The 20,484-nt window shown below is 64.5% G+C and carries 20 protein-coding genes; 4 read left to right on the top strand and 16 right to left on the bottom strand.

Annotated features, from left to right (window positions below; all coding sequences use genetic code 11):
- Positions 1 to 57: 57 nt before the first annotated feature.
- The 10 genes from CH268_RS25765 to mftE form a co-directional block, all read right to left on the bottom strand.
- Positions 58 to 1,470 carry an ethanolamine ammonia-lyase subunit EutB gene (locus CH268_RS25765; protein WP_094643278.1) on the bottom strand — a complete coding sequence of 471 codons (1,413 nt, stop codon included), beginning with the start codon at positions 1,468 to 1,470 and terminating at the stop codon, positions 58 to 60.
- Positions 1,467 to 2,921, bottom strand: a complete 1,455-nt coding sequence (eat, locus tag CH268_RS25760; RefSeq protein WP_032383547.1) for an ethanolamine permease — start codon at positions 2,919 to 2,921, stop codon at positions 1,467 to 1,469. The genes CH268_RS25765 and eat overlap by 4 nt, the downstream gene beginning before the upstream one ends.
- Positions 2,922 to 3,042: 121 nt before the next feature.
- Positions 3,043 to 4,026 carry a cation diffusion facilitator family transporter gene (locus CH268_RS25755; RefSeq protein ID WP_094666261.1) on the bottom strand — a complete coding sequence of 328 codons (984 nt, stop codon included), beginning with the start codon at positions 4,024 to 4,026 and terminating at the stop codon, positions 3,043 to 3,045.
- A 113-nt stretch (positions 4,027 to 4,139) separates the two neighbouring features.
- On the bottom strand, positions 4,140 to 4,679 hold the full coding sequence (locus CH268_RS25750; protein WP_052057186.1) for a DUF779 domain-containing protein: 540 nt from the start codon (positions 4,677 to 4,679) through the stop codon (positions 4,140 to 4,142).
- A complete protein-coding gene (exaC, locus tag CH268_RS25745; RefSeq protein ID WP_032386983.1) occupies positions 4,679 to 6,202 on the bottom strand; it encodes an acetaldehyde dehydrogenase ExaC in 1,524 nt (507 codons plus the stop codon). Before exaC ends, CH268_RS25750 begins: the two co-directional genes overlap by 1 nt.
- A 121-nt stretch (positions 6,203 to 6,323) precedes the next feature.
- Positions 6,324 to 7,619, bottom strand: coding sequence for a transcriptional regulator (locus CH268_RS25740; RefSeq protein ID WP_094666260.1), 1,296 nt, complete (start codon positions 7,617 to 7,619; stop codon positions 6,324 to 6,326).
- A 109-nt stretch (positions 7,620 to 7,728) separates the two neighbouring features.
- On the bottom strand, positions 7,729 to 7,866 hold the full coding sequence (locus tag CH268_RS28040; RefSeq protein ID WP_167326762.1) for a hypothetical protein: 138 nt from the start codon (positions 7,864 to 7,866) through the stop codon (positions 7,729 to 7,731).
- 57 nt (positions 7,867 to 7,923) lie between these two features.
- Positions 7,924 to 9,477, bottom strand: a complete 1,554-nt coding sequence (gene mftG / locus CH268_RS25730) for a mycofactocin dehydrogenase MftG (protein ID WP_094666259.1) — start codon at positions 9,475 to 9,477, stop codon at positions 7,924 to 7,926.
- Positions 9,478 to 9,480: 3 nt separating this feature from the next.
- A complete protein-coding gene (mftF, locus tag CH268_RS25725; protein ID WP_027496281.1) occupies positions 9,481 to 10,878 on the bottom strand; it encodes a mycofactocin biosynthesis glycosyltransferase MftF in 1,398 nt (465 codons plus the stop codon).
- A gap of 126 nt (positions 10,879 to 11,004) precedes the next feature.
- Complete coding sequence (gene mftE, locus CH268_RS25720; RefSeq protein WP_094666258.1) at positions 11,005 to 11,691, bottom strand: mycofactocin biosynthesis peptidyl-dipeptidase MftE; 687 nt, start codon at positions 11,689 to 11,691, stop codon at positions 11,005 to 11,007.
- A 70-nt stretch (positions 11,692 to 11,761) separates the two neighbouring features.
- Between mftE and CH268_RS25715 the strand changes: the two genes are divergently transcribed.
- The 3 genes from CH268_RS25715 (at position 11,762) to CH268_RS25705 (ending at position 14,877) form a co-directional block, all read left to right on the top strand.
- Positions 11,762 to 12,487 (top strand): GntR family transcriptional regulator, encoded by a 726-nt coding sequence (locus CH268_RS25715; RefSeq protein WP_094666352.1) that lies wholly within the window; start codon positions 11,762 to 11,764, stop codon positions 12,485 to 12,487.
- Between the two features lie 94 nt (positions 12,488 to 12,581).
- The gene (locus CH268_RS25710) at positions 12,582 to 14,135 is read left to right on the top strand and encodes an NCS1 family nucleobase:cation symporter-1 (RefSeq protein ID WP_094666257.1); all 1,554 of its coding nucleotides are present in this window, start codon (positions 12,582 to 12,584) and stop codon (positions 14,133 to 14,135) included.
- 10 nt (positions 14,136 to 14,145) lie between these two features.
- Positions 14,146 to 14,877, top strand: a complete 732-nt coding sequence (locus tag CH268_RS25705; RefSeq protein ID WP_032408036.1) for an aspartate/glutamate racemase family protein — start codon at positions 14,146 to 14,148, stop codon at positions 14,875 to 14,877.
- 29 nt (positions 14,878 to 14,906) lie between these two features.
- Here CH268_RS25705 and mftD (CH268_RS25700) read toward each other — a convergent pair whose 3' ends face one another.
- The 5 genes from mftD (CH268_RS25700) to mftA are packed head-to-tail and all read right to left on the bottom strand — an operon-like array spanning position 14,907 to position 18,974.
- The gene (mftD, locus tag CH268_RS25700) at positions 14,907 to 16,130 is read right to left on the bottom strand and encodes a pre-mycofactocin synthase MftD (protein ID WP_094666256.1); all 1,224 of its coding nucleotides are present in this window, start codon (positions 16,128 to 16,130) and stop codon (positions 14,907 to 14,909) included.
- A complete protein-coding gene (gene mftD, locus CH268_RS25695; RefSeq protein ID WP_094643293.1) occupies positions 16,127 to 17,305 on the bottom strand; it encodes a pre-mycofactocin synthase MftD in 1,179 nt (392 codons plus the stop codon). Before mftD (CH268_RS25695) ends, mftD (CH268_RS25700) begins: the two co-directional genes overlap by 4 nt.
- Positions 17,306 to 17,307: 2 nt before the next feature.
- Positions 17,308 to 18,540 carry a mycofactocin radical SAM maturase gene (gene mftC, locus CH268_RS25690; RefSeq protein ID WP_094666255.1) on the bottom strand — a complete coding sequence of 411 codons (1,233 nt, stop codon included), beginning with the start codon at positions 18,538 to 18,540 and terminating at the stop codon, positions 17,308 to 17,310.
- 33 nt (positions 18,541 to 18,573) lie between these two features.
- Complete coding sequence (gene mftB / locus CH268_RS25685) at positions 18,574 to 18,858, bottom strand: mycofactocin biosynthesis chaperone MftB (protein WP_032368354.1); 285 nt, start codon at positions 18,856 to 18,858, stop codon at positions 18,574 to 18,576.
- Between the two features lie 2 nt (positions 18,859 to 18,860).
- Positions 18,861 to 18,974, bottom strand: coding sequence for a mycofactocin precursor MftA (gene mftA, locus CH268_RS25680; RefSeq protein ID WP_069973092.1), 114 nt, complete (start codon positions 18,972 to 18,974; stop codon positions 18,861 to 18,863).
- Between the two features lie 277 nt (positions 18,975 to 19,251).
- On the opposite strand from mftA, the gene mftM reads away from it, so the two are divergent.
- A complete protein-coding gene (mftM, locus tag CH268_RS25675; protein ID WP_094666351.1) occupies positions 19,252 to 20,079 on the top strand; it encodes a mycofactocin oligosaccharide methyltransferase MftM in 828 nt (275 codons plus the stop codon).
- 38 nt (positions 20,080 to 20,117) lie between these two features.
- Here the strand turns inward: mftM and CH268_RS25670 are convergent, their stop codons facing one another.
- Positions 20,118 to 20,375: a hypothetical protein gene (locus CH268_RS25670; protein WP_094666254.1), complete on the bottom strand. Its 258-nt coding sequence runs from the start codon at positions 20,373 to 20,375 to the stop codon at positions 20,118 to 20,120.
- Positions 20,376 to 20,484 lie beyond the last annotated feature (109 nt).

Here is a 20,484-nt window from a genome sequence, read left to right as displayed (position 1 = left end):
AATCCAGTCGTTCCGCAGGCTCCACTCCTGCCGCTTCCGGTCGTTCCGCAGGCGTGCTCATCGCGCACTCATCAAGGCCCGCAGCGGCGATCCCGCGGCATCGACGTCGAGGACTCGGCCGTCGGCGTCCGCCATCCCCAGCCGCGAGAGCCAGGACTCGAATTCCGGTGCGGGCCGCAGACCGAGGACCTGTCGCACATAGAGCACATCGTGGAAGCTCAGGGACTGGTAGCCGAGCATGACGTCATCGGCTCCCGGCACTGCGATGACGAACGCGACGCCGGCCGCACCCAGCAGCGTGAGCAACGTGTCCATGTCGTCCTGATCGGCCTCGGCGTGATTGGTGTAGCAGACGTCCACTCCCATCGGCAGTCCGAGGAGCTTGCCGCAGAAGTGATCTTCGAGGCCTGCCCTGATGATCTGCTTGCCGTCGTACAGGTACTCGGGCCCGATGAATCCGACCACGGTGTTGATCAGCAGCGGCTCGAGATCACGGGCCACCGCGTACGCGCGTGTTTCGAGGGTCTGCTGATCGACGGGCCGGTCGCCGGTGCCGATATGCGCTCCCGCCGACAGCGCCGAACCCTGCCCCGTTTCGAGATACATGACGTTGTTCCCGACGGTTCCGCGGTGCAACGATCTGCCGGCCTCGTTGGCCTCGCGCAGCAACGGAATGTTCACTCCGAAGCTCGAATTGGCACCCTCGGTGCCCGCGATGGACTGGAACACCAGATCGACCGGAACTCCTTTGTCGATCAATTCCATCGTCGTCGTCACGTGCGAGAGCACACAGGACTGTGTCGGGATCTCGAAGCGCTGCCGAATCTCGTCGAGCAGATGCAACAGGTCGGCGGTGGCCTGAGGTGAGTCGGTCGCGGGATTGATTCCGATGACCGCGTCACCCGACCCGAGGAGCAGCCCGTCGAGTGTGGCCGCGGCGATGCCACGCGGGTCGTCGGTCGGGTGGTTGGGTTGCAGACGCGTGGTGAGTGTCCCGGGTAGGCCGATCGTCGTCCGGAACGCCGACGTCACCTGCGCGGCCCGAGACACCGCGATCAGATCCTGGTTCCGCATGATCTTGCTGACCGCCGCGACCATCTCGGGTGTCAATCCGGCCGCGACCGATCGTAGTGTCGCGGCCGCATCGGGCCCCGCGGTCACCTGCAGCAGCCAATCCCGAAGACCTCCCACGGTCAGGTGTGAGATGGCCCCGAACGCGATGCGGTCGTGCGAATCGATGATGAGCCTGGTGACCTCGTCGGTTTCGTACGGAACGAGCAGATCGTGCAGGAAGACATCGAGGGAGACCTCGGACAACGCCCACTGCGCGGCAGCCCGTTCGGCATCGGATTCGGCCGCGCAGCCGGCCAATTCGTCACCCGATCGCAGCGGTGTCGCTTTGGCCATCAGGTCGACCAGACCGTCGAACGTGTAGGTGGTCCCGGATACCTGCTGGGTGTAGATCGTCATTCCAGTTCGGCCTCGGCCTCGGCCAGTGCGGCGAACTCCTCGTCGGGCGAGTTGGCGACCAGATGATGTCTGCTGTAGATGCCGAAGTAGGCCATGAACGCGACGAACACTGCCAGACACCACAGTGCCGCAGTGGAATCGACGACGAAGGTGGCGACGACGGCGAGTGCCGCGATGATCAACGCGAATCCGGTGGTCACAACGCCCCCGGGGGTTCGGTACGGCCGTTCCATGTTCGGCTCGTTGCGGCGAAGCACGATGTGGCTGACCATCATCAGAACGTAGCTCAGTGCCGCACCGAACACGGCCATGTTCAGCAACATTCCGCCCTGACCGGTCAGCGAGAGCAGGAATCCGATGACGCCGGGCACGATCAGCGCGAGCGTAGGGGCTTTGCGAGAGTTGGTGATGGACAGCGTCTTCGGCAGATAGCCGGCACGGGACAGCGCGAAGAGCTGACGCGAGTACGCGTACATGATCGAGAAGAAGGACGCGACCAGTCCGGCCAGGCCGATGTAGTTGACGATCTTGCTCGCAGTTCCGTCACCGAGCGCCTCGACCAACGGGTTTCCCGATTCCTTGACGGCGTCGGCCCCGCCCGCTCCGGTCACCAGGAACAGCACGACGGCACCGGTGACGAGCAGTACGCCCATAGCGGCGATGATGCCGCGCGGGACGTTCTTGGTCGGATCCTTGGCCTCCTCGGCGGCCAGCGGCACGCCCTCGATGGCGAGGAAGAACCAGATGGCGAACGGCACAGCCGCCCAGATGCCGAGGTAGCCGAACGGCAGGAATCCCGAGGCTCCGGCTGCGTCGGTCGGCGCGATGTCGGTCAGGTTGCTCGCATCGAATTGTCCGAGGGCAGCGATCGCGAACACGATGAGTCCGACCAAGGCGACAGCGGTGATGACGAACATGATCTTGAGGGCTTCGCCTGCGCCGGAGAGGTGGATTCCGATGAACACGGCATAGACCACCAGGTACACCCACCACCCGTCGGTGATCCCGAACAGTCCGAGCGATTCGACGTACGCGCCGATGAACGTGGCGATAGCGGCGGGAGCGATGGCGTACTCGATGAGAATGGCTGTGCCGGTGGCGAACCCGCCCCACGGTCCGAGAGCACGGCGGGCGAAGGTGTAGCCGCCGCCCGCAGCGGGCAGTGCCGAGGACATCTCGGCCATTCCGAGGACCATGGCCAGATACATGCCCGCGATGATGATCGCCGCGATGAGCAGACCACCGAAGCCGCCCTCGGCGAGACCGAGGTTCCAGCCCGAGTAGTCACCGGAGATGACGTAGCTGACACCGAGGCCCGCGAGAAGTACCCACCCGGCGGTCCCCTTCTTCAAGGTTCTCTTGGCCAGGTAGTCACCGCCCTCGACGTGCGACTGTGTGCCCTCGTAGGAGCCGGATTTCGGGTGAGGCGACTGTGGATCTTTCACGGACATTGCAAGCCTCTCGTACCAGGTCCCTCGCGAGGGGACGCCCATTCGGGTGTGTGGGGCGCGCGAACCGGTTCACGATAGGTCCGTGATGTAAGCGGGGTGTCATCGGTGAATGACGGGCGAATTACGGCTGCTGTGCAACCGCATTCACGTCACCGATATCTCCCTCGTCCGGTTCTGCGACTGTCAGTACTGCGTCCACCACAGCTCTGTTGGTTTCCAGCTCACGCTCCAGCCGCCGGAGCGTGTGCGCGATGCGTGACTCTGCGAAGTCACCGACGAGATCGACACTCGCCACCACGTAGATCTGTTTGGGACCGACGAACTCGATGCGAACGAACCGGACCGACGCCACCTCGGGGAGTAGCTCGATTCGCTGCACTACCGCGTTCCATAATGCTCTCGATCCTGGCTCCCCGGTAAGGAATCGGCGGTTTCGATCGATCAGCACGAACGCCACGATCCCGAGTAGAACGCCCACCAGAATCGAGCCGATGGCGTCGAACGCCGCCGAACCGGTGAGCTGGTGCAAACCGATTCCCACACCGGCGATCACGATGCCGATCAGAGCCGCGCTGTCCTCCGCGAACACTGCCCGCAGCGTCGGATCCGAGGTCTCCAACGCGTAATCGAGAAAGTCCTTGTCGTATTGCGCTGCCTCGCCGCGTATTTGCCGTACCGACTGGAGGAACGACACGCCCTCGAGCAGAAAGGCGATGGCGAGCACGACGTAGGCGACGAGGTAGTTCTCACTGCTCGACTCGCCCGCAAGCAACGAGGTGATGCCGTGCCATACCGATACCGCCGCACCGGCGACGAACAAACCGATGGCCGCGAGCGTCGACCAGAAGTACGTCTCCCGGCCGTACCCGAGCGGCCGCCGATCGTCGGGTCCGCGCGCCCCGCGGCGATTGGCGACGAGCAGGAAGATCTCGTTACCGGTGTCGGCCCAGGAGTGAGCGGCCTCGGCGACCATCGACGCAGACCCGGTGAACACTGCCGCGAACGTCTTGGCAATGGCTACACCGAGGTTGGCAACGAACGCGATCATCACGGTACGCAGGCTGTCGCCGCCGTCGGCCGCGTCGGTTTTCGATGAGCTCTTCATCGTTCGCACTGTATGCGCTGCGCGCAGTGGTGCGGTTATGTGCCGCCTGGGGTACACGGGAGCGGAGCATGCGGAGCGACCCGGAAGCGGAGCCGCGCCACTGCCGCAGGCACTCAGCCCTGGAGCATTCCCGGCACAGGACAGGCGTCGACGGCCTCGGCGACCACGAGTGGGTCGTCGGGTACCGGCGGTCGTCGGCCCTCTTCCCAGTCGACTCCGACGAGGGGTGGATGCGCGGCGAGAAGTTCGTTCTCTTCCGCGGTGTAGGCGCGCCCACGGCTCAGGAAGCGAACGCCTTCTGGCGATTCGAGCGAGAATCCGCCGCCGCGGCCCGGCACCACGTCGAGTACGAGTTGGGTGTGTTTCCACGCCTGGAACTGCGAACCCGAGATCCACACCGGCACGCCGTCGACACCCTCGGGGAGGTCCTGGGCTATCTCGCCCACTCCGAGCCTGAGGTCGATGTACCCGAGCAGAACGTCGCGATCGCCGACGATGAATTCGCCTGCGGGATAACACATCGGCGACGAGCCGTCACAGCATCCGCCGGACTGATGCATCATCAGTTCGCCGTGGATACCGCCGAGGCGACGGAGAAGATCCATCGCCTCGGCGGTTGTCTTCAGCCGCGCGGGCGGCCGAGCGTTCTCCATCAGAAGAAGCCCTGCGCCTTCTGGGCGTAGCTCACGAGCAGGTTCTTGGTCTGCTGGTAGTGATCGAGCATCATCTTGTGGTTCTCGCGGCCGATACCCGACTGCTTGTAGCCACCGAACGCGGCGTGCGCGGGGTACTGGTGGTACGTGTTGGTCCACACGCGACCGGCCTGAATATCGCGGCCGGCACGGTAGGCGATACCGCCGTCCCGCGACCAGACGCCTGCGCCGAGCCCGTACAAGGTGTCGTTGGCGATCTCGATGGCGTTGTCGTAGTCGGTGAACGACGTGACCGAGACGACCGGCCCGAAGATCTCTTCCTGGAAGATGCGCATGTTGTTCTTGCCGGTGAAGATGGTGGGCTGCATGTAGTAGCCGCCGTTGAGGTCGCCGCCGAGCTGTGCGCGCTCGCCGCCGGTGACGACCTGTGCGCCCTCACCCTTGCCGATCTCGATGTACGAGAGGATCTTCTGGAGCTGATCGTTCGAGGCCTGCGCACCGATCATCGTCTCGGTGTCGAGCGGATCTCCCTGTCGCACAGCCTTGGTGCGGATCGCGGCGAGGGCCAGGAACTCGTCGAAGATGTCCGCCTGAATCAGCGAGCGCGACGGGCAGGTGCACACTTCACCCTGATTGAGGGCGAACATCGTGAAGCCCTCGAGTGCCTTGTCCTGGTAGTCGTCGTTGGCCTGCAGCACGTCGGAGAAGAAGACGTTGGGGCTCTTGCCACCGAGCTCCAGTGTCACCGGGATCAAATTCTGCGACGCGTACTGCATGATCAGGCGTCCGGTCGTGGTCTCGCCGGTGAACGCGATCTTGGAGATACGCGGGCTCGATGCCAGCGGCTTGCCTGCCTCGACGCCGAATCCGTTGACGATGTTGAGCACGCCTGCGGGCAGCAGATCGCCGATGATCGAGATCAGGTGCAGGATCGACGCGGGAGTCTGCTCGGCGGGCTTGAGCACGACGGCGTTGCCGGCAGCGAGCGCAGGCGCGAGCTTCCACACGGCCATGAGAATGGGGAAGTTCCACGGGATGATCTGCCCGACGACGCCCAGCGGCTCGTGGAAGTGGTAAGCGACGGTGTCGCTGTCGATTTCGGAGAGCGATCCTTCCTGCGCGCGGATGCAGCCGGCGAAGTATCGGAAGTGATCGATGGCGAGCGGGATATCGGCGTTGAGGGTCTCGCGAATCGGCTTGCCGTTGTCCCAGGACTCGGCCAGAGCGATCGACTCGAGGTTCTCGGCGATGCGGTCGGCGATCTTGTTCAGGATCACGGCGCGTTCGGCCGCAGACGTCTTGCCCCAGGCGGGAGCGGCGGCGTGCGCAGCATCGAGGGCGAGTTCGATGTCCTCGGACGTGGAACGGGCGACCTCGCAGAAGTTCTCACCGGTGACCGGAGTCGGGTTCTCGAAGTACTGGCCCTTGACCGGTGGCACCCATTCGCCGCCGATCCAGTTGTCGTAGCGCGACTGGAACGACATGACGGAATCGGCGGTACCTGGACGGGCATAGACGGACATTGAAAATCCTCCTGATCGACACGTGCTGCACTGCTGATGCGGTGTGTGATTCAGGACACTAGGGGGTGCAACGTTGCAACTACGTTGCCGTCGTGCCGACGGCACCGCAGCAACGGGTGCGTCAGATTCCCAGATCTCGGTCGAGGAGATCGATACGTGCGCTGACCTGGCCGTAGAGCGCTGAATCGCGACTCAGCGTGGCGCGATAGGCCTCCCACGCGATCACGTCGGATCGGCCGTGGATGGAGGAGGTCCACTGGGCGAGCAACACCGGATCCCCCAGCCGCAACAGCGCCGCCTGCATACGAGACCGCAGTTCTTCGCGAATCTCCTCGATGCCGGGGGCGGACGAGCCGGGCAACACCGGTCCGGTGTAGATCCGTAGAGCCGCCTCGACGTCGCCGCGGTCCAGTGCTCGTCGGATGTCGCCGACATCGGAGGACAACTCGCCGACCAATCGGTACGGCCGGGAAGCGAGGCCTGCGGTGCCGAAAGACTTACGCAGCCGCGACATCTCTGCGCGGATGGTCACCGAATCGAGTTCCTGCTCGTCGAGCAGGACGGCGAGATGGTCCGAACTGAGCCCCTCCGGATGATCGCCGAGCAACAGGAGGATCTCGGCGTGCCGCTGCGACAGAGGTGTTCGGCCCGAGCCGCGCACCACTCCAGGCCGGCCCGATCCGAGAACTTCGAGACGAGGAGCCGTGTCGCCCAACGATTTCGGCGAGTTCAACAGGTGCAGACGTAACTCGGACTCGGCGGCTGCGACGGTGGCCCGCACCAGCGAGAGCACCTCGGGTACGGCCACCCGCGGCCCGCCGGTGATGTCGATGGCTCCCAGGATGTGGCCGCTGCGGGGGTGATGGACCGGTGCTGCCGAGCAACTCCATTCGTGGACCGATCGCGAGAAGTGCTCGGACGCGAAGATCTGCACGCTGTGATCGACGGCGAGTGCCGTTCCCGGAGCGTTGGTCCCCTTGCTCTCCTCGCTCCAATCGACGCCCTCGGCGAAATCCATCGTCAGCGCGCGGTCCTTGGCCGAGGAATCGCCCTCGACCCACAACAACCGGCCCTCCGCGTCGGAGATCGCGACGAGCAGACCGGTGTCGGAGGCGTCCTCGACGAGCAGTTTGCGGATCACCGGGCGGATGAGTGCCATCGGATGCCCGTTGCGATAGCGGTCGAGGTCCGGCCCGCTCAGGGCCGGTGCCTGACTACCGCCGTCCGGGTCGACGCCCTTGGTTCGACTTCGCATCCACGAGTCGAGTACGACGGACCGCACCGCCGAGCCGTGAGTACGAATGTCGTCGACGAAAGATTGATGGGCACTGGACATTTGGCGCGCCAGCACAGTGACATCCTCACCGGGACGCACTGCGACCCAGGGGTTGCCGCCACTGTCCGATCGGCTTGCCATTCGACGCTTCCTCCGTGACCTGTCCACATCGTTGTAACCCAGCTCACAGGCAAGGATACAGCCGCTGTCGACGGGTGCGACCGGGGCCGGTCCCGTCGACGACGACCGGCTACTTCTTCTTGACGGCGGAGGTGATGATGTCGTTGCTGGTGTCGCCACTCGACTTCGCTCGCTTGTCGGCGCGCTTGTCCTTGAGCGATTTGCCGGATTTCTTGGTCATCGTGTTGCGGGGCGATTTGTCCGACATGGCAGAAACCCATCTGTTGGGGAACCTGAACGGTCCCCAGACCACGAACGCTACGCCTCATGCGCCGCGATCGTGCCGATCGATCAGCGCCGCGGCCCGTTCGGCGAACATGACGGCCGTTGCGTGGGGCCCTCTGCTGGGCACTACCGGGAACGCCGAGGTGTCGACGACGTACACGCCGTCGATCCCACGCACCCGACAATGGTCGTCCAGAACCGACCCCGGATCAGATTCTGGCCCCATTCGAGCGCTTCCGGACAGGTGCAGCGACGTACCGAGTGGCGCGAGCGGGTCTGCGATGGCGGGAACGTCCACGACCGACGCCATGGCCGGGGATCGGAGCAGATCGACGGTGAGTTCGACTCCGTCTCGCATCGCCCGACGGTCCCGTTCCGATTCGAGGTAGTGGTAGTTCACCGTGGGAGGAGTGAACGCGTCCGCCGTGCGCAACGCGATGCGTCCTCGCGCGGTCGACCGCATCAGACCCACGCCGAACGAGTGCGGCCCCACGTCCAGACCGGGTATCAATTCGTCGAACCGCCTCGTGTACGGCCGGATTTCCACGTCGCCCGCGTGCAGCACCGCCTCGAGCGGAGACGACAACCGATCGTCCGGGGAATGTTCGGGGGAATGTTTCGGAGCGAGGGGAACGGCGACCTCGGGGTGGTCGGAGAATCCGCGACCCACGCCCGGACTGTCGACCACCATCGAGATACCCAGCGGGACAAGATTTTCGGGATCACCGATGCCCGATCGCATCAGCAGCGCGGGCGTGTGCACGGACCCCGCCGACACGATCACGGTATCGGCTCGAACGATTCTGCGCACTCCGCCGACGACTGTCTCCACTCCGATCACCTTGCTGCCGTTGAACTTCAACGACACGACTGTCGTATCACCCTCGATACGAAGGTTGGTCCGGTCGGCATTCGGCAGGAGGTATGCCCTGGCCGCGCTCACCCGTGTCCCGCCCAGAACGTTCGAGGGAACAGCACCGACACCGCCCGCCCCCGCATCGGGAGCATTCAGGTCCTTGCGGTAGTCGATCCCGGCGTCCGTCGCCGAGTCCACGAACGCGGCGGTCAGCCGATGCCAGGCCCGCGCGGGCGGTCGGGTGATCGGCATCGGCCCGTCCGTTCCGTGCCAGCGACGCGCGATGCTAGGTCCGCCGGCGGCATCGAGGTCGTGATCGCTCTCGGAACGGCGAAAAAACGGCAGCACCTGATCGAACGACCAGTTCGATTGTGGCCACGCATCGAAGTCGGCGGGGATCGCCCGGACGAAGTAGCCACCGTTGACGGCGCCCGATCCGCCGAGCACTCGGCCCCGGGTCACCGTGCGCGTGACGTCGCGGGTGAGTTCGGCGGTGTAGCGGCTCACCCAGCGGCTGTCCGGACCGATGGGGAGCGTCGTCGAGTCGCCCAGGCTGAGCGGAATGTCGTCGACCCCCGCAGATGCCGGCCCGGCTTCGAGCAGCAAAACTGAGCGGTCGGGATTCTCGCTCAGTCGCGCCGCGACGACACAGCCGCACGACCCGCCTCCGACGACGATGACGTCGGCGTCGGCGTCGAGTGGACTTCCCTCGTCGTCGGCCCGGCCTTCCCGGCGCACGGGTCAGCCGTCCAGGCGGGGCTTCAACGCCTCGATGGAACGAGCCGACAGCGCGCCGCTCCACAGCCCGGTTCCGTACGCGATGTCGTCGGCGCGTTTGAAGAAGATGTATCGAACCGGATCGAGCCCGCCCAGTTCACGATGCTTGTACCAATCCGAACATGCTTCTGCCACAGCCATACCGAGCGCGATCTTCCGGATACGGCTCGACAACAACACCGCGAGCAACGTGATCGGCCAATAATGTCGACACAGCGCCGAGGCAAGTTGCCACAACCCGGCCACGAAGCCCTCGGCAGCGAGAACGGCCGCGATGCGGGTGGGCTGATCGAGACCGACGAACATCTTGCGCAGCCGGACGACCGTGACCCCGAAACTGGCCAGAGCGCCGAGCAATCCGATACGCGTCAGACTGGCGGCGAGCAGACACGTCACCAACGTCCACGGCGACATCGCGATCGGCGGCACCATGCCCGGATGACGCGCGGACAACGGTGTGGCACCGGTGCCGTAGAACAGTTTGCGGGCGAACCATTCGACGAAGGCGACGCGGTGCTCGTGCGCCACGTGGGCGACGGGCTCGTAGCGCAGTCGCCAGCCCGCCTCCTGCAGACGCCAGCACAGATCGACGTCCTCGGCCACGTGCATCGACTCGTCGAACCCGTGGCATTCCACCGCAGCAGACCGGCGTAGCAACATGGCGGCACTGGGTACGTACGACACCGCGCTCCCTGCGCGCACCGCCGCTTCCTTGCGTCCGAGGTCGAGCGAGGAGCGGGCGTGCTCGTAGCGGGCCAGTGCGCTGCCTTCGGGCTCCAGCGCGACGATTCGGGGTGCCACCAGGCCCACCGCCGGATCCGAGAAGTGCCCGAGCATCACCTCGAGCCAGCCCTTGCGCGGCACCACGTCCGAGTCCAGAAAAGCAACGAAATCCGTTGTAGCGCAACGTAGTCCAGTATTACGTGCGGCCGCAGGCCCGCGTGAGGTCTCGTGCCGCAGCACCGTCACGCTACCCACGCTCCACGACACGGCAGGAACCGCCACCGGGACGTCGGATCCGTCGTCGACGATGATCACGTGCATGCCGTGCATCGCCGTGATCAGCCGCGCGAGCCCGGCCTCGTTGTTCTTCAGCGGCACCACGACGGTGACATCACTGGGCGACGGGATGGACATGGGCCGCGGGTTGCCCACCCCCGAGTCGAGCAGTTTGCGCGCCACGAGGGCGGACTGCGAGTCGGTCACCTCGATGAAACCGTCACCGATCATTGCCGCGGCCGTCGGTGCCAACGTGAGCATCCGCATCGGTGAACCACCGATCAGAACGCGTCCCTCGGAGAATGTGCGTACGCGTGGATCCACTCGCACCCCGAAGCCGTCAGGCAACCGACCTTCACCCATCAGGGCATCGTAAGCGGACAAACGGTCGGCGTGTCGGCCACCCGGTAAATCGGTCGGAACATACCTGCTCCCCGTTTCTGTTCGAGGCCTCGAACAGGCTTTCCGCCGGTTCTGTACCGCGATCGCTCACACGATGACGCCGTACGGGGACGGACTCCATCTCTGCACCGCACCCAGCACGCGTTCCCGCAGTTGCTCGAAAATGAGCCGTCCCTCCTCGGCGGTGGCCCCGAGGGGGTCGCCGAGCACACCGTTGGCCGTGACAGGGGCCAGGCCACCGGCGCGCAGCTCGGGCAGTAGAGCCGCGATCTCGGTGGTGTTTCCCGGTGCCGCTTTCGTCATGTCGACCACATCGGCCGAAAGATGCAGCAGCAGCGATGTTTCGGTGCGTCCGGCGTGCGCATCCGCTCCCGGCACCGAGCACGGGAACCATACGACGTCGCGCCCCTCGTAACGCAACAGCGTCACCGCCGAGCGCAGGGTGGGACCGTTGCCGCCGTGGCCGTTGACGAAGACGATCCTCTCTGCCCACCGGCACGCGGAGCGCCCGTACTCCACCAACAGCGCCTCGAGCGCGGCGGACCCGATGGACACGGTGCCGCCGAAACCCTCGTGCTCGCCGCTGGAGCCGTACGCCACCGCGGGTGCCACGAGAGCGTTCGGAACCGTTCGCGCGACGGCGTCGGCGATGCGGGTATCGGTATCGAGAGGTAGGTGCGGCCCGTGTTGCTCGAGCGAGCCGACCGGAACCACGAGAAGCTTCGGTCCGACGATGTCCGGCCAGTACTGGGTACCGAGCGTGTCAGTGGCCATGAGTGCAGATGCTATCGGACGGAACCGAGCCGTCACGCGGACGAAACACACGGCCGATAATCTTCGATTCGTGCCACCCCGCCGTCGGTCGATATTGCTCTCGCAATTGTCCATATCGGCACCGGGTGGCCCGCAGCCGACAATTCTGGACGAGCTCCGACGCGTCATCCTGGCCGGTGACGCTCCTCCGAATACACCCATTCCGATAGACGAGGTCGCGGAATTGTTCGGCGTGAGCCGCATTCCGGTACGTGAATCCCTGAAGACTCTGATCGGCGAGGGATTGGTCGACCATCGACCCAATCTCGGCTACCGGGTGGCGCAGCTGACAGCGGCAGAACTGCGCGAAATGTACATCGTGCGTGAGGTTCTCGAAACTGCTGCACTCCCGATCGCGGTAGAACAGGCCACCGATGCCGATCGCGTGCACCTGATCGAGATCAACCGGCAGCTCGAGGCCTCGTTGACCGAGGACGACTCACGCGAGTACCACCGCCTATCTCGCGAATTCCACCTGTCGCTGACCCGGCCGTCGCGGATGCACCGACTCCTGCACATGCTCGAATCCGCCTGGAACATCACCGAACCCGTGCAACCGATGGTGCATGTCGCCGGATCCGATCGGGTGTCACTGCACGACGACCACGCCGACATGATCGCCGCCTTCCTCGATCGCGACTCCGACGCACTGTTGCGCGCTGCCCAGCACCATCACACGCGTCTCAATTCGGTCATTTCGACATTGTCGAACGATCACGGATTGTTTGCCGATCCACCCACGGAAACGCCGGGCTGAAGATATATCGCTCACGTCACGAGGGCGCAATACTTCGCCGCTAGCTTTTCCCCATTCACTCGTTCCATTCATTGCCCGGCCGTCAGGAGCATCGATGACAGATACAGCGCACGGTCCCGCCCAAACGGGAGATCTCGTGGAAGCCGCGGGCCACCCCGTCGGTGGAGGCCTGATCAAGGACAGTTACGACCCACGGCTGACCAACGAAGACCTCGCTCCGCTGAAGAAGCAGACCTGGACGTCCTACAACCTGTTCGCTTTCTGGATGTCCGACGTGCACTCGGTGGGTGGCTACGTCACGGCCGGCAGCCTCTTCGCACTCGGGTTGGCGAGCTGGCAGGTGCTGATCGCGCTGCTCGTCGGCATCACCATCGTGTACTTCTTCTGCAACCTCGTCGCCAAGCCGAGCCAGGTCTCCGGGGTGCCCTACCCGGTCATCTGCCGCAGCGTGTTCGGCGTCCTCGGTGCCAACATCCCCGCCATCATTCGCGGTCTGATCGCCGTGGCCTGGTACGGCATCCAGACGTTCCTGGCATCGGCAGCCCTCGACATCGTGTTGATCAAGCTGTTCCCGTCACTGGCCCCGTACGCCGTCACCGCCGACTACGGCTTCGCCGGTCTGTCCCTGCTCGGTTGGGCCAGCTTCCTGTTCCTCTGGGTCGTTCAGGCAGCGGTCTTCTGGCGCGGCATGGAATCGATCCGCAAGTTCATCGACTTCTGCGGGCCCGCCGTCTACGTCGTGATGTTCATACTGTGTGGCTACCTGATCTGGAAAGCAGGCTGGGGCGCAATCGATCTCAACCTCCAAGATGTCGAGCACACGGGTCTGAGTTCGATTCCGGTGATGCTCGGAGCCATCGCCCTCGTGGTCTCGTACTTCTCCGGCCCCATGCTCAACTTCGGCGACTTCTCCCGCTACGGCAAGTCCTACTCCGCGGTGAAGAAGGGCAACTTCCTCGGCCTCCCGGTCAACTTCCTGGTCTTCTCCATCCTGGTGGTCGTCACGGCGTCGTTGACGCTTCCGGTGTTCGGTGAGCTGATCACCGACCCGGTCGAGACCGTCGCTCGAATCGACAGCACGTTCGCCATCGTTCTCGGTGCACTGACGTTCACGATCGCCACCATCGGCATCAACATCGTCGCGAACTTCATCTCCCCCGCGTTCGACTTCTCCAACGTCAGCCCGCAGCGCATCAGCTGGCGCGCAGGCGGAATGATCGCCGCCATCGGCTCGGTGCTGATCACCCCGTGGAACCTGTACAACAACCCCGACGTCATCCACCTGACCCTCGAAACTCTGGGCGCATTCATCGGACCACTGTTCGGCATTCTGATCGCCGACTACTACCTCGTCCGCAAGCAGAAGGTCGTCGTCGACGAGCTGTTCTCGATGTCGACGACGGGTCTGTACTGGTACTCCAAGGGATACAACCCGGCTGCGGTGTACTCCACCATCGTCGGCGCGCTGGTGGCCATGTTCACCGTGCTGTTCAACGGAGCCATCGACGGCATGCAGATCGCCGGAATGTCGACGGCGTCCAAGTACAGCTGGTTCATCGGATGCGGCATCGGATTCGCGATGTACTTCTACCTCGCAACGCGGACCAAGCTGGCCGTCACCAACTTGGACACTCCAGTAGAAGCATAGGATCTCGCACGTGCTCATCAAGGTCATCAATCCGAACACCACGAGTTCGATGACCGCAACGATCGGTGACTGTGCCCGGGCCGTAGTCGGCCCGGGCACGGTCGTCGATGCGGTCAGCCCATCCATGGGGCCGGTGTCGATCGAAAGCCACGTCGACGAAGCCCTCAGTGTCCCAGGCATTCTCGCCGAGATCGCCCGCGGCGAGGCCGCCGGGGTCGACGGCTACGTCATCGCCTGTTTCGGCGACCCCGGCATCGACGCGGCCCGCGAGCTCGCATCGGGGCCCGTCATCGGGATCGCGGAAGCGGCCATGCATGCCGCGAGTTTCCTCGGCCGCGGTTTCAGCGTCGTCACCACGCTCGCGCGCACGATCGGACGGGCACAGGATTTGGCCGACCATTACGGCTTCGGACGGCAGTGCCTCGGCATCCATGCGTGCGACCTGCCCGTCCTCGATCTCGAAACCGACCCCGACGCTCGCAAGATCGTCACCGAGGCCTGCCGCATCGCGGTAGAGACGGACGGTAGTGATGCCGTGGTCCTCGGCTGCGCGGGTATGGCCGATCTCTGCCGACACATCTCGTCCGAAATCGGAGTGCCCGTCGTCGACGGGGTCGCAGCGGGAACGTTGTTCGTGCAATCCCTCGTCACCCTGGGACTCGGGACCGGTAAGCGTGGAGAGTTCGCGACTCCTCCGCCCAAGCTGTACACCGGCATGCTCGACGGATTCAGCAGGGCCTGAGCGTCAGCTGCGCTGGGTTGTCGATCGAATCAGCTCCTCGGTTCCGTATCCCGGACTCCGATCGGCGTCGGATATTCCAAACCGGGGAGCTGATTCGCACGGGTGAAGTCATGCGGTGCAACGACGTCGGTCGGTTCGAGGGTGTGCACCGACGAGTGTCCAAGACCGAGGACCGCCGAATCCAAGCCGCCGCGCAGGATGTCGAGCACGTTCTCCGCACCGGCCTGACCGTTCGCGGCGAGACCCCACAGATACGCCCGCCCGATCAGCACCGCCCGCGCGCCGAGGGCGAGTGCTTTCGCGACGTCGCTGCCCCGCCGGATCCCGCCGTCGAGGGTGACCTCCACCTGATTTCCCACCGCCTCGGCAATCGCCGGCAACATCCGAATCGACGCCGGAGCCCCGTCGAGATTGTTGCCCCCGTGATTGGACACCGAGATCGCCGTGACACCGGCATCGACCGCCCGCAATGCATCGTCGACCCGGGACACACCTTTGAGCATGAACGGACCGTCCCACTGCGCGCGTAGCCACGCGATGTCCTCCCACGATGGCAGCGGGGTGGACATCCACTCCCGGTACGCGGCGAAGAACGTCGGCGCGGCCCCACCGGGCGCGGCGAGATTCGGTGCCGTCAAATCCGGGAACGTCCCCGTCCGCGCCCACCGGGCGAGCCACCGTGGACGGGCCAACGCTTCGGGTGCCAGCCGCAGCATCGCCCGCGCGTCGAGGCGTTCCGGTATCACCGGACTCCCCCAATCGCGGCCCTCCGAGAACGACCAATCCATCGTCACGATCAGCCCGACCGCACCCGCAGCGCGGGCACGATCGAGCATGTGCAGCAACAACTCCCGCGAACCCACCCAATGCACCTGAAAGAACGTCTGCGGATTCGCCGCCACGACCTCCTCGATCGGTTTGCTCGCGAACAACGACAACCCCATCGAAACACCGCGCGCCGCCGCAGCCCTCGCCACCGCCACCTCACCGTCGGGGTGCACGGCCTGCACACCCGTCGGAGAGATCATCACCGGAAACGACAACGGTTGCCCCATCAGTGTCGTCGATAACTCCCGCGAATCCGACAGGTCGGCCACGTGTGGGGCGAACCCGAGCTCGGCGAAGGCAGTGGTGTTGTCGCCCGCCGTCAGACCACGTTCGGACCCCGCCACCAGCGCCGAATACACCGATGCCGGAAGTCGCTTACGCGCTCGCCGCTGCGCTTCGGCGACAGTCTCGAACCACTCGCTCACACACCCAGCTTCCGGTCGAATCCGGCGGGCATCACCACATCCGACGGGGACAGATCATGCACCGAGGTGTGCCCGAGACCGAGGACAGCGGAATCGACTCCCCCACGCAGGATGTCGAGCACGTTCTCCACCCCGGCCTGACCGCCGGCCGACAGACCCCACAGGTACGCCCGACCGATCAACACCGCCCGAGCACCCAACGCCAACGCCTTGACCACATCACTACCCCGGCGGATGCCGCCGTCGAGGGTGATCTCGACCTGATCACCGACCGCCTCCGCGATCGCCGGCAACGCCCGAATCGGAGCCGGCGTCCCATCGAGATTGTTACCACCATGATTGGACACCGAAATCGCCGTAACACCGGCATCGACAGCCCGCTTCGCATCATCGACCCGCATCACACCCTTGAGCATGAACGGCCCACCCCACTGCTCACGCAACCACGCCACGTCCTCCCACGTCGGCAACGGGGTCCCCATCCATTCCCCATACGCCCCGAAGAACGTCGGAGCCGGACCACCGGTCGGTGGGGTCAGGTTCGGGGTCGTCAAATCCGGGATCTTGCCGGTCTTCGCGAACTCCCACAACCACTTCGGACGCATGACACCCTCCGGAGCGAACTGAACCATCGCCTTGAGGTCCATCTTCTCCGGAATCGACGGGCTACCCCAGTCGCGGCCGTTGGAGAACGACCAATCCAACGTCATGATCAACCCCACCGCCCCCGCCGCACGAGCCCGCTCCATCCGCTGCAACAAGATCTCCCGCGAACCGACCCAGTACATCTGGAAGAACGTCTGCGGATTCGCCGCCGCGACCTCCTCCACGGACTTGCTCGCGAACGAGGACAATCCGATCGGAATACCCCGCGCCGCAGCAGCTCTCGCCACCGCAACCTCACCGTCGGGGTGCACGGCCTGCACACCCGTCGGGGAAATCATCACCGGAAACGACAGCGGCTGCCCCATCACCGTCGTCGACAAGTCCCGCTTGTCCGACAACCCCGCCACATGCGGAGCGAAACCCAACTCGCCGAACGCCGACATGTTGTCGTCGACCGTGATGCCGCGTTCGGAGCCGGCCACCAGCGCGGCATACACCGACTTCGGTAGACGCTTCTTCGCCCGCCGCTGCGCCTCGGCAACGGTCTCGAACCACGCACTCTTCGCCATCACTACGCTTCCTGTTCCATTCCCGCGAGCGGATTTTCGTCGCAGATCTTCGTCGGTGGACACATCATCAAGGTCAACGGCACCGACTTACGGGGAGTCTTACGCTGACCGGTGCGCGAATGATCGACACTCGACTTCGGGATCTCCCCCGCCGCCGCCAACGCCATCTCACCGTTGCCGATCACGCATTCGGGATCCGGGCCATCCATCGGCAGACCGGTGAAGAACTTCGCAGCCATGCACCCACCCCGGCACGCATCGAAATGAGCACACTTGGTGCACGCACCCGAGGTCTGCGGTGAGCGCAACTCCTGGAACAACTCCGAGGTCTGCCAGACGGTTTGGAATCCGCCCATACCGTCCTTGGCGTCTCGGACGATGTTGCCGGCGAGGAAGTTCTCGTGAATGGCGAACGGGCACGCATACACATCACCGATCGGGTCGATCAGACACACCACCCGCCCCGCACCACACAGGTTCAACCCCGGCAGAGCGTCACCGAACGCCGAGAGGTGGAAGAACGAATCCCCCGTCAACACACCCTCACCGTTCGCAACGAGCCAGTTGTACAGCTCGCGCTGCTGACCCGCCGTGGGATGCAGATCGTCCCAGACATCCGCACCGCGACCCGACGGCCGCAACCGCGTGATACGCAGTGTCGCAGCGTATTTGTCGGCCAGAGCCTTGAAGTCGTCGAGCTGGCTCACGTTGTGCCGGGTGACGACGACGGAGATCTTCGCATCCCGGAACCCGGCCTCCTTCAGATTCTCCAACGCCCGGCACGCCATGTCGAACGACCCCGGACCACGCACCGCGTCGTTGACCTCCGCCGTCGCCCCGTCGATGGAAATCTGCACATCGACGTAATCCGACGCCGCGAGACGCGCGGCGACTTGTCTGTCGATCTTGACTCCGTTGGTGGAGAACTTCACCCCCACCTGATGCGCCGTCGCATAGTCGACGAGTTCCCAGAAGTCCGACCGGACCGTCGGCTCACCGCCACCGATGTTGACGTAGAACACCTGCATCTTCTGCAACTCGTCGATGATCGACTTGCACTGCTCGGTACTCAGTTCGCGCGGGTCACGACGACCCGACGACGACAGACAATGCACACACGACAGATTGCAGGCGTAGGTCAACTCCCACGTCAAACAAATCGGAGCATCGAGACCGAGCTCGAACTGATCGACCAATCTCCCTACCGGAGCTGGTCTTTCGAGGGTGGAAGTCATAGGGGCCGTCCTCTTCTACGAATGGGTCAGGTTCTACGGGCGAGTGATCATGTTCGAGTCCGCCAACGTCTCGAGCGCTCTCACGTAGGGAGCCGATGCCGAATCGCTGATCCCTGCGGCCGCGATCGCCGACCGCATATCCCGGTGGTCGGGAAGGGACTCGATGATCGCCACGATCGTGCGGTTCTTCAGAAACGACAGCTTGCGGGTCCCGAAGTGGTACAGCAACGCCCCGAACGACTCCGGGCGCAACGCCACCTGCGGATGCAACACCCACCGCACGTCCAGATCGAGCGCGTCCTGCACAGCAGTAGTCATGATCAGTACACGCCGCACATACCGTCGATCGAGACTTCCTCCACCAACGACTCCTCCACCAGATCGGACTCGACAACCGACGTACCGACCACAGCGTTCTCACTCTTCTTCGACATCTGATTCCTCCTACGAAATCTGTTCGGCCACAATCCGATCGACTGTGTTCAGGATCACCACGCTAACGGCCATCGAGGTTTCCGACGGGTCATGGCGCAGGAACTGGTCGGCCGTCGCGATCAACCGTCCAGTCGGGTAGGTACCGGCCCGTCCGGCGTGCGGGGTGAGCGGCGTCCGAGCGGACCGACCAGCGGTCGATCCGAGTTCTGCCGCGGTTCGCTGTGGAAAGCTGACCTGAACAGAGGGTCACAGCAGAAACGACAGAAGAAGACTTACATGACCGAGATCGATGCATTGGCACCCGGACCCGACGGGGTCTGGGCTCATGAGAACGTCGTCGTCCAGCACACTCCCGGGCTCCGATTCGACGCCATCCGTGCAGGATCGACAGTGCAGGTCAACCACTGCCTCGCTGCGGGCCAGATCGGTGAGGGCCTCGTGCCGCTCATCACCGAACAGGCGCGCCATATCGGGCTGTCTCAACGCGAGTTCGAGCACGTGCTGGTCGGCATCGTGCGCACCACTGTCGCCGATCCGGTCGAGGCATGGACGACGTACTACCGAAACTCGTTGGATGACCTCCTCTCCGGTCGAGCAGAGTTCGCTCCTGTGCACGAGCGTGCCGCCGCGTCGGTCCGCGGTTCGGTACTCGATCTGGGTTCGTGCTTCGGCTTCTTCCCATTGCGGCTGGCTATGCAGGGTTGTTCGGTCACCGCGACCGACCAGTCAGCGGGAACCATGAATTTGCTCGCGACTGTCGCTCCGCACCTCGGCGCGAGACTCGACACGGCAGTGTTCGATGCAGCCCGAATCCCGTTCGACGACAACAGTGTCGATACTGTGACAGCTCTGCACCTGCTCGAACACGTCGATGCCGAGACGGGCTCTGCCATCGTCGCGGAGGCACTCCGGGTGGCGCGCTTCCGCGTCGTCATCGCGGTACCGTTCGAGACCGAGACCACCGTCTGCCACGGACACATCCGCACGTTCGACGAGACGGCGCTGGCCGAGCTGGGATTATCGACGGGGAAGCCCTTCGAGACCTCGACCTTCCACGGCGGTTGGCTCGTGATCGACAAGACGACGGCACCACAACTCGTCTGAACAGTCTCGATACCGCAGGCATGGGATCCGCGGGAGTACTAGAACGGTGGTGCTGTGTCGGCTTCCTCGTCGCTCGGTTCGGGTGTCGGGTTGTCGGGTGGGTCGGGGTAGGCGATGATGCCGGATCGTCTGGGTTGGGTGGGGATGTGTGGCCGGAGGCCGTTGCCGATGATGGGTACGGCTGTTCCGTTGGCGGGCAGGGTGATTCGGGTTTTCTTCGAGGTGGAGGTCCACAGGATCGCGCCGCCGGGGAGCATGACGGCGGTCCAGCGCGAATCTTCCTGAACAGTCGTCATGGGTGCTCCTCGGCGTGGATATCACTGGTATGTGTTATCCGTAGCCTGCACCGCGAGGACGCTCCCGACAGGACGCCGAGCGCCGTCTACTTTGCACTCTGCGCCCGAA

It is taken from the genome of Rhodococcus sp. 06-1460-1B (genome assembly GCF_002258475.1).
Lineage (GTDB): Bacteria > Actinomycetota > Actinomycetes > Mycobacteriales > Mycobacteriaceae > Rhodococcoides > Rhodococcoides fascians.
The sequence above is the reverse complement of the archived record's forward strand: the minus strand, read 5'-3'. Positions and strand labels throughout refer to the sequence as shown.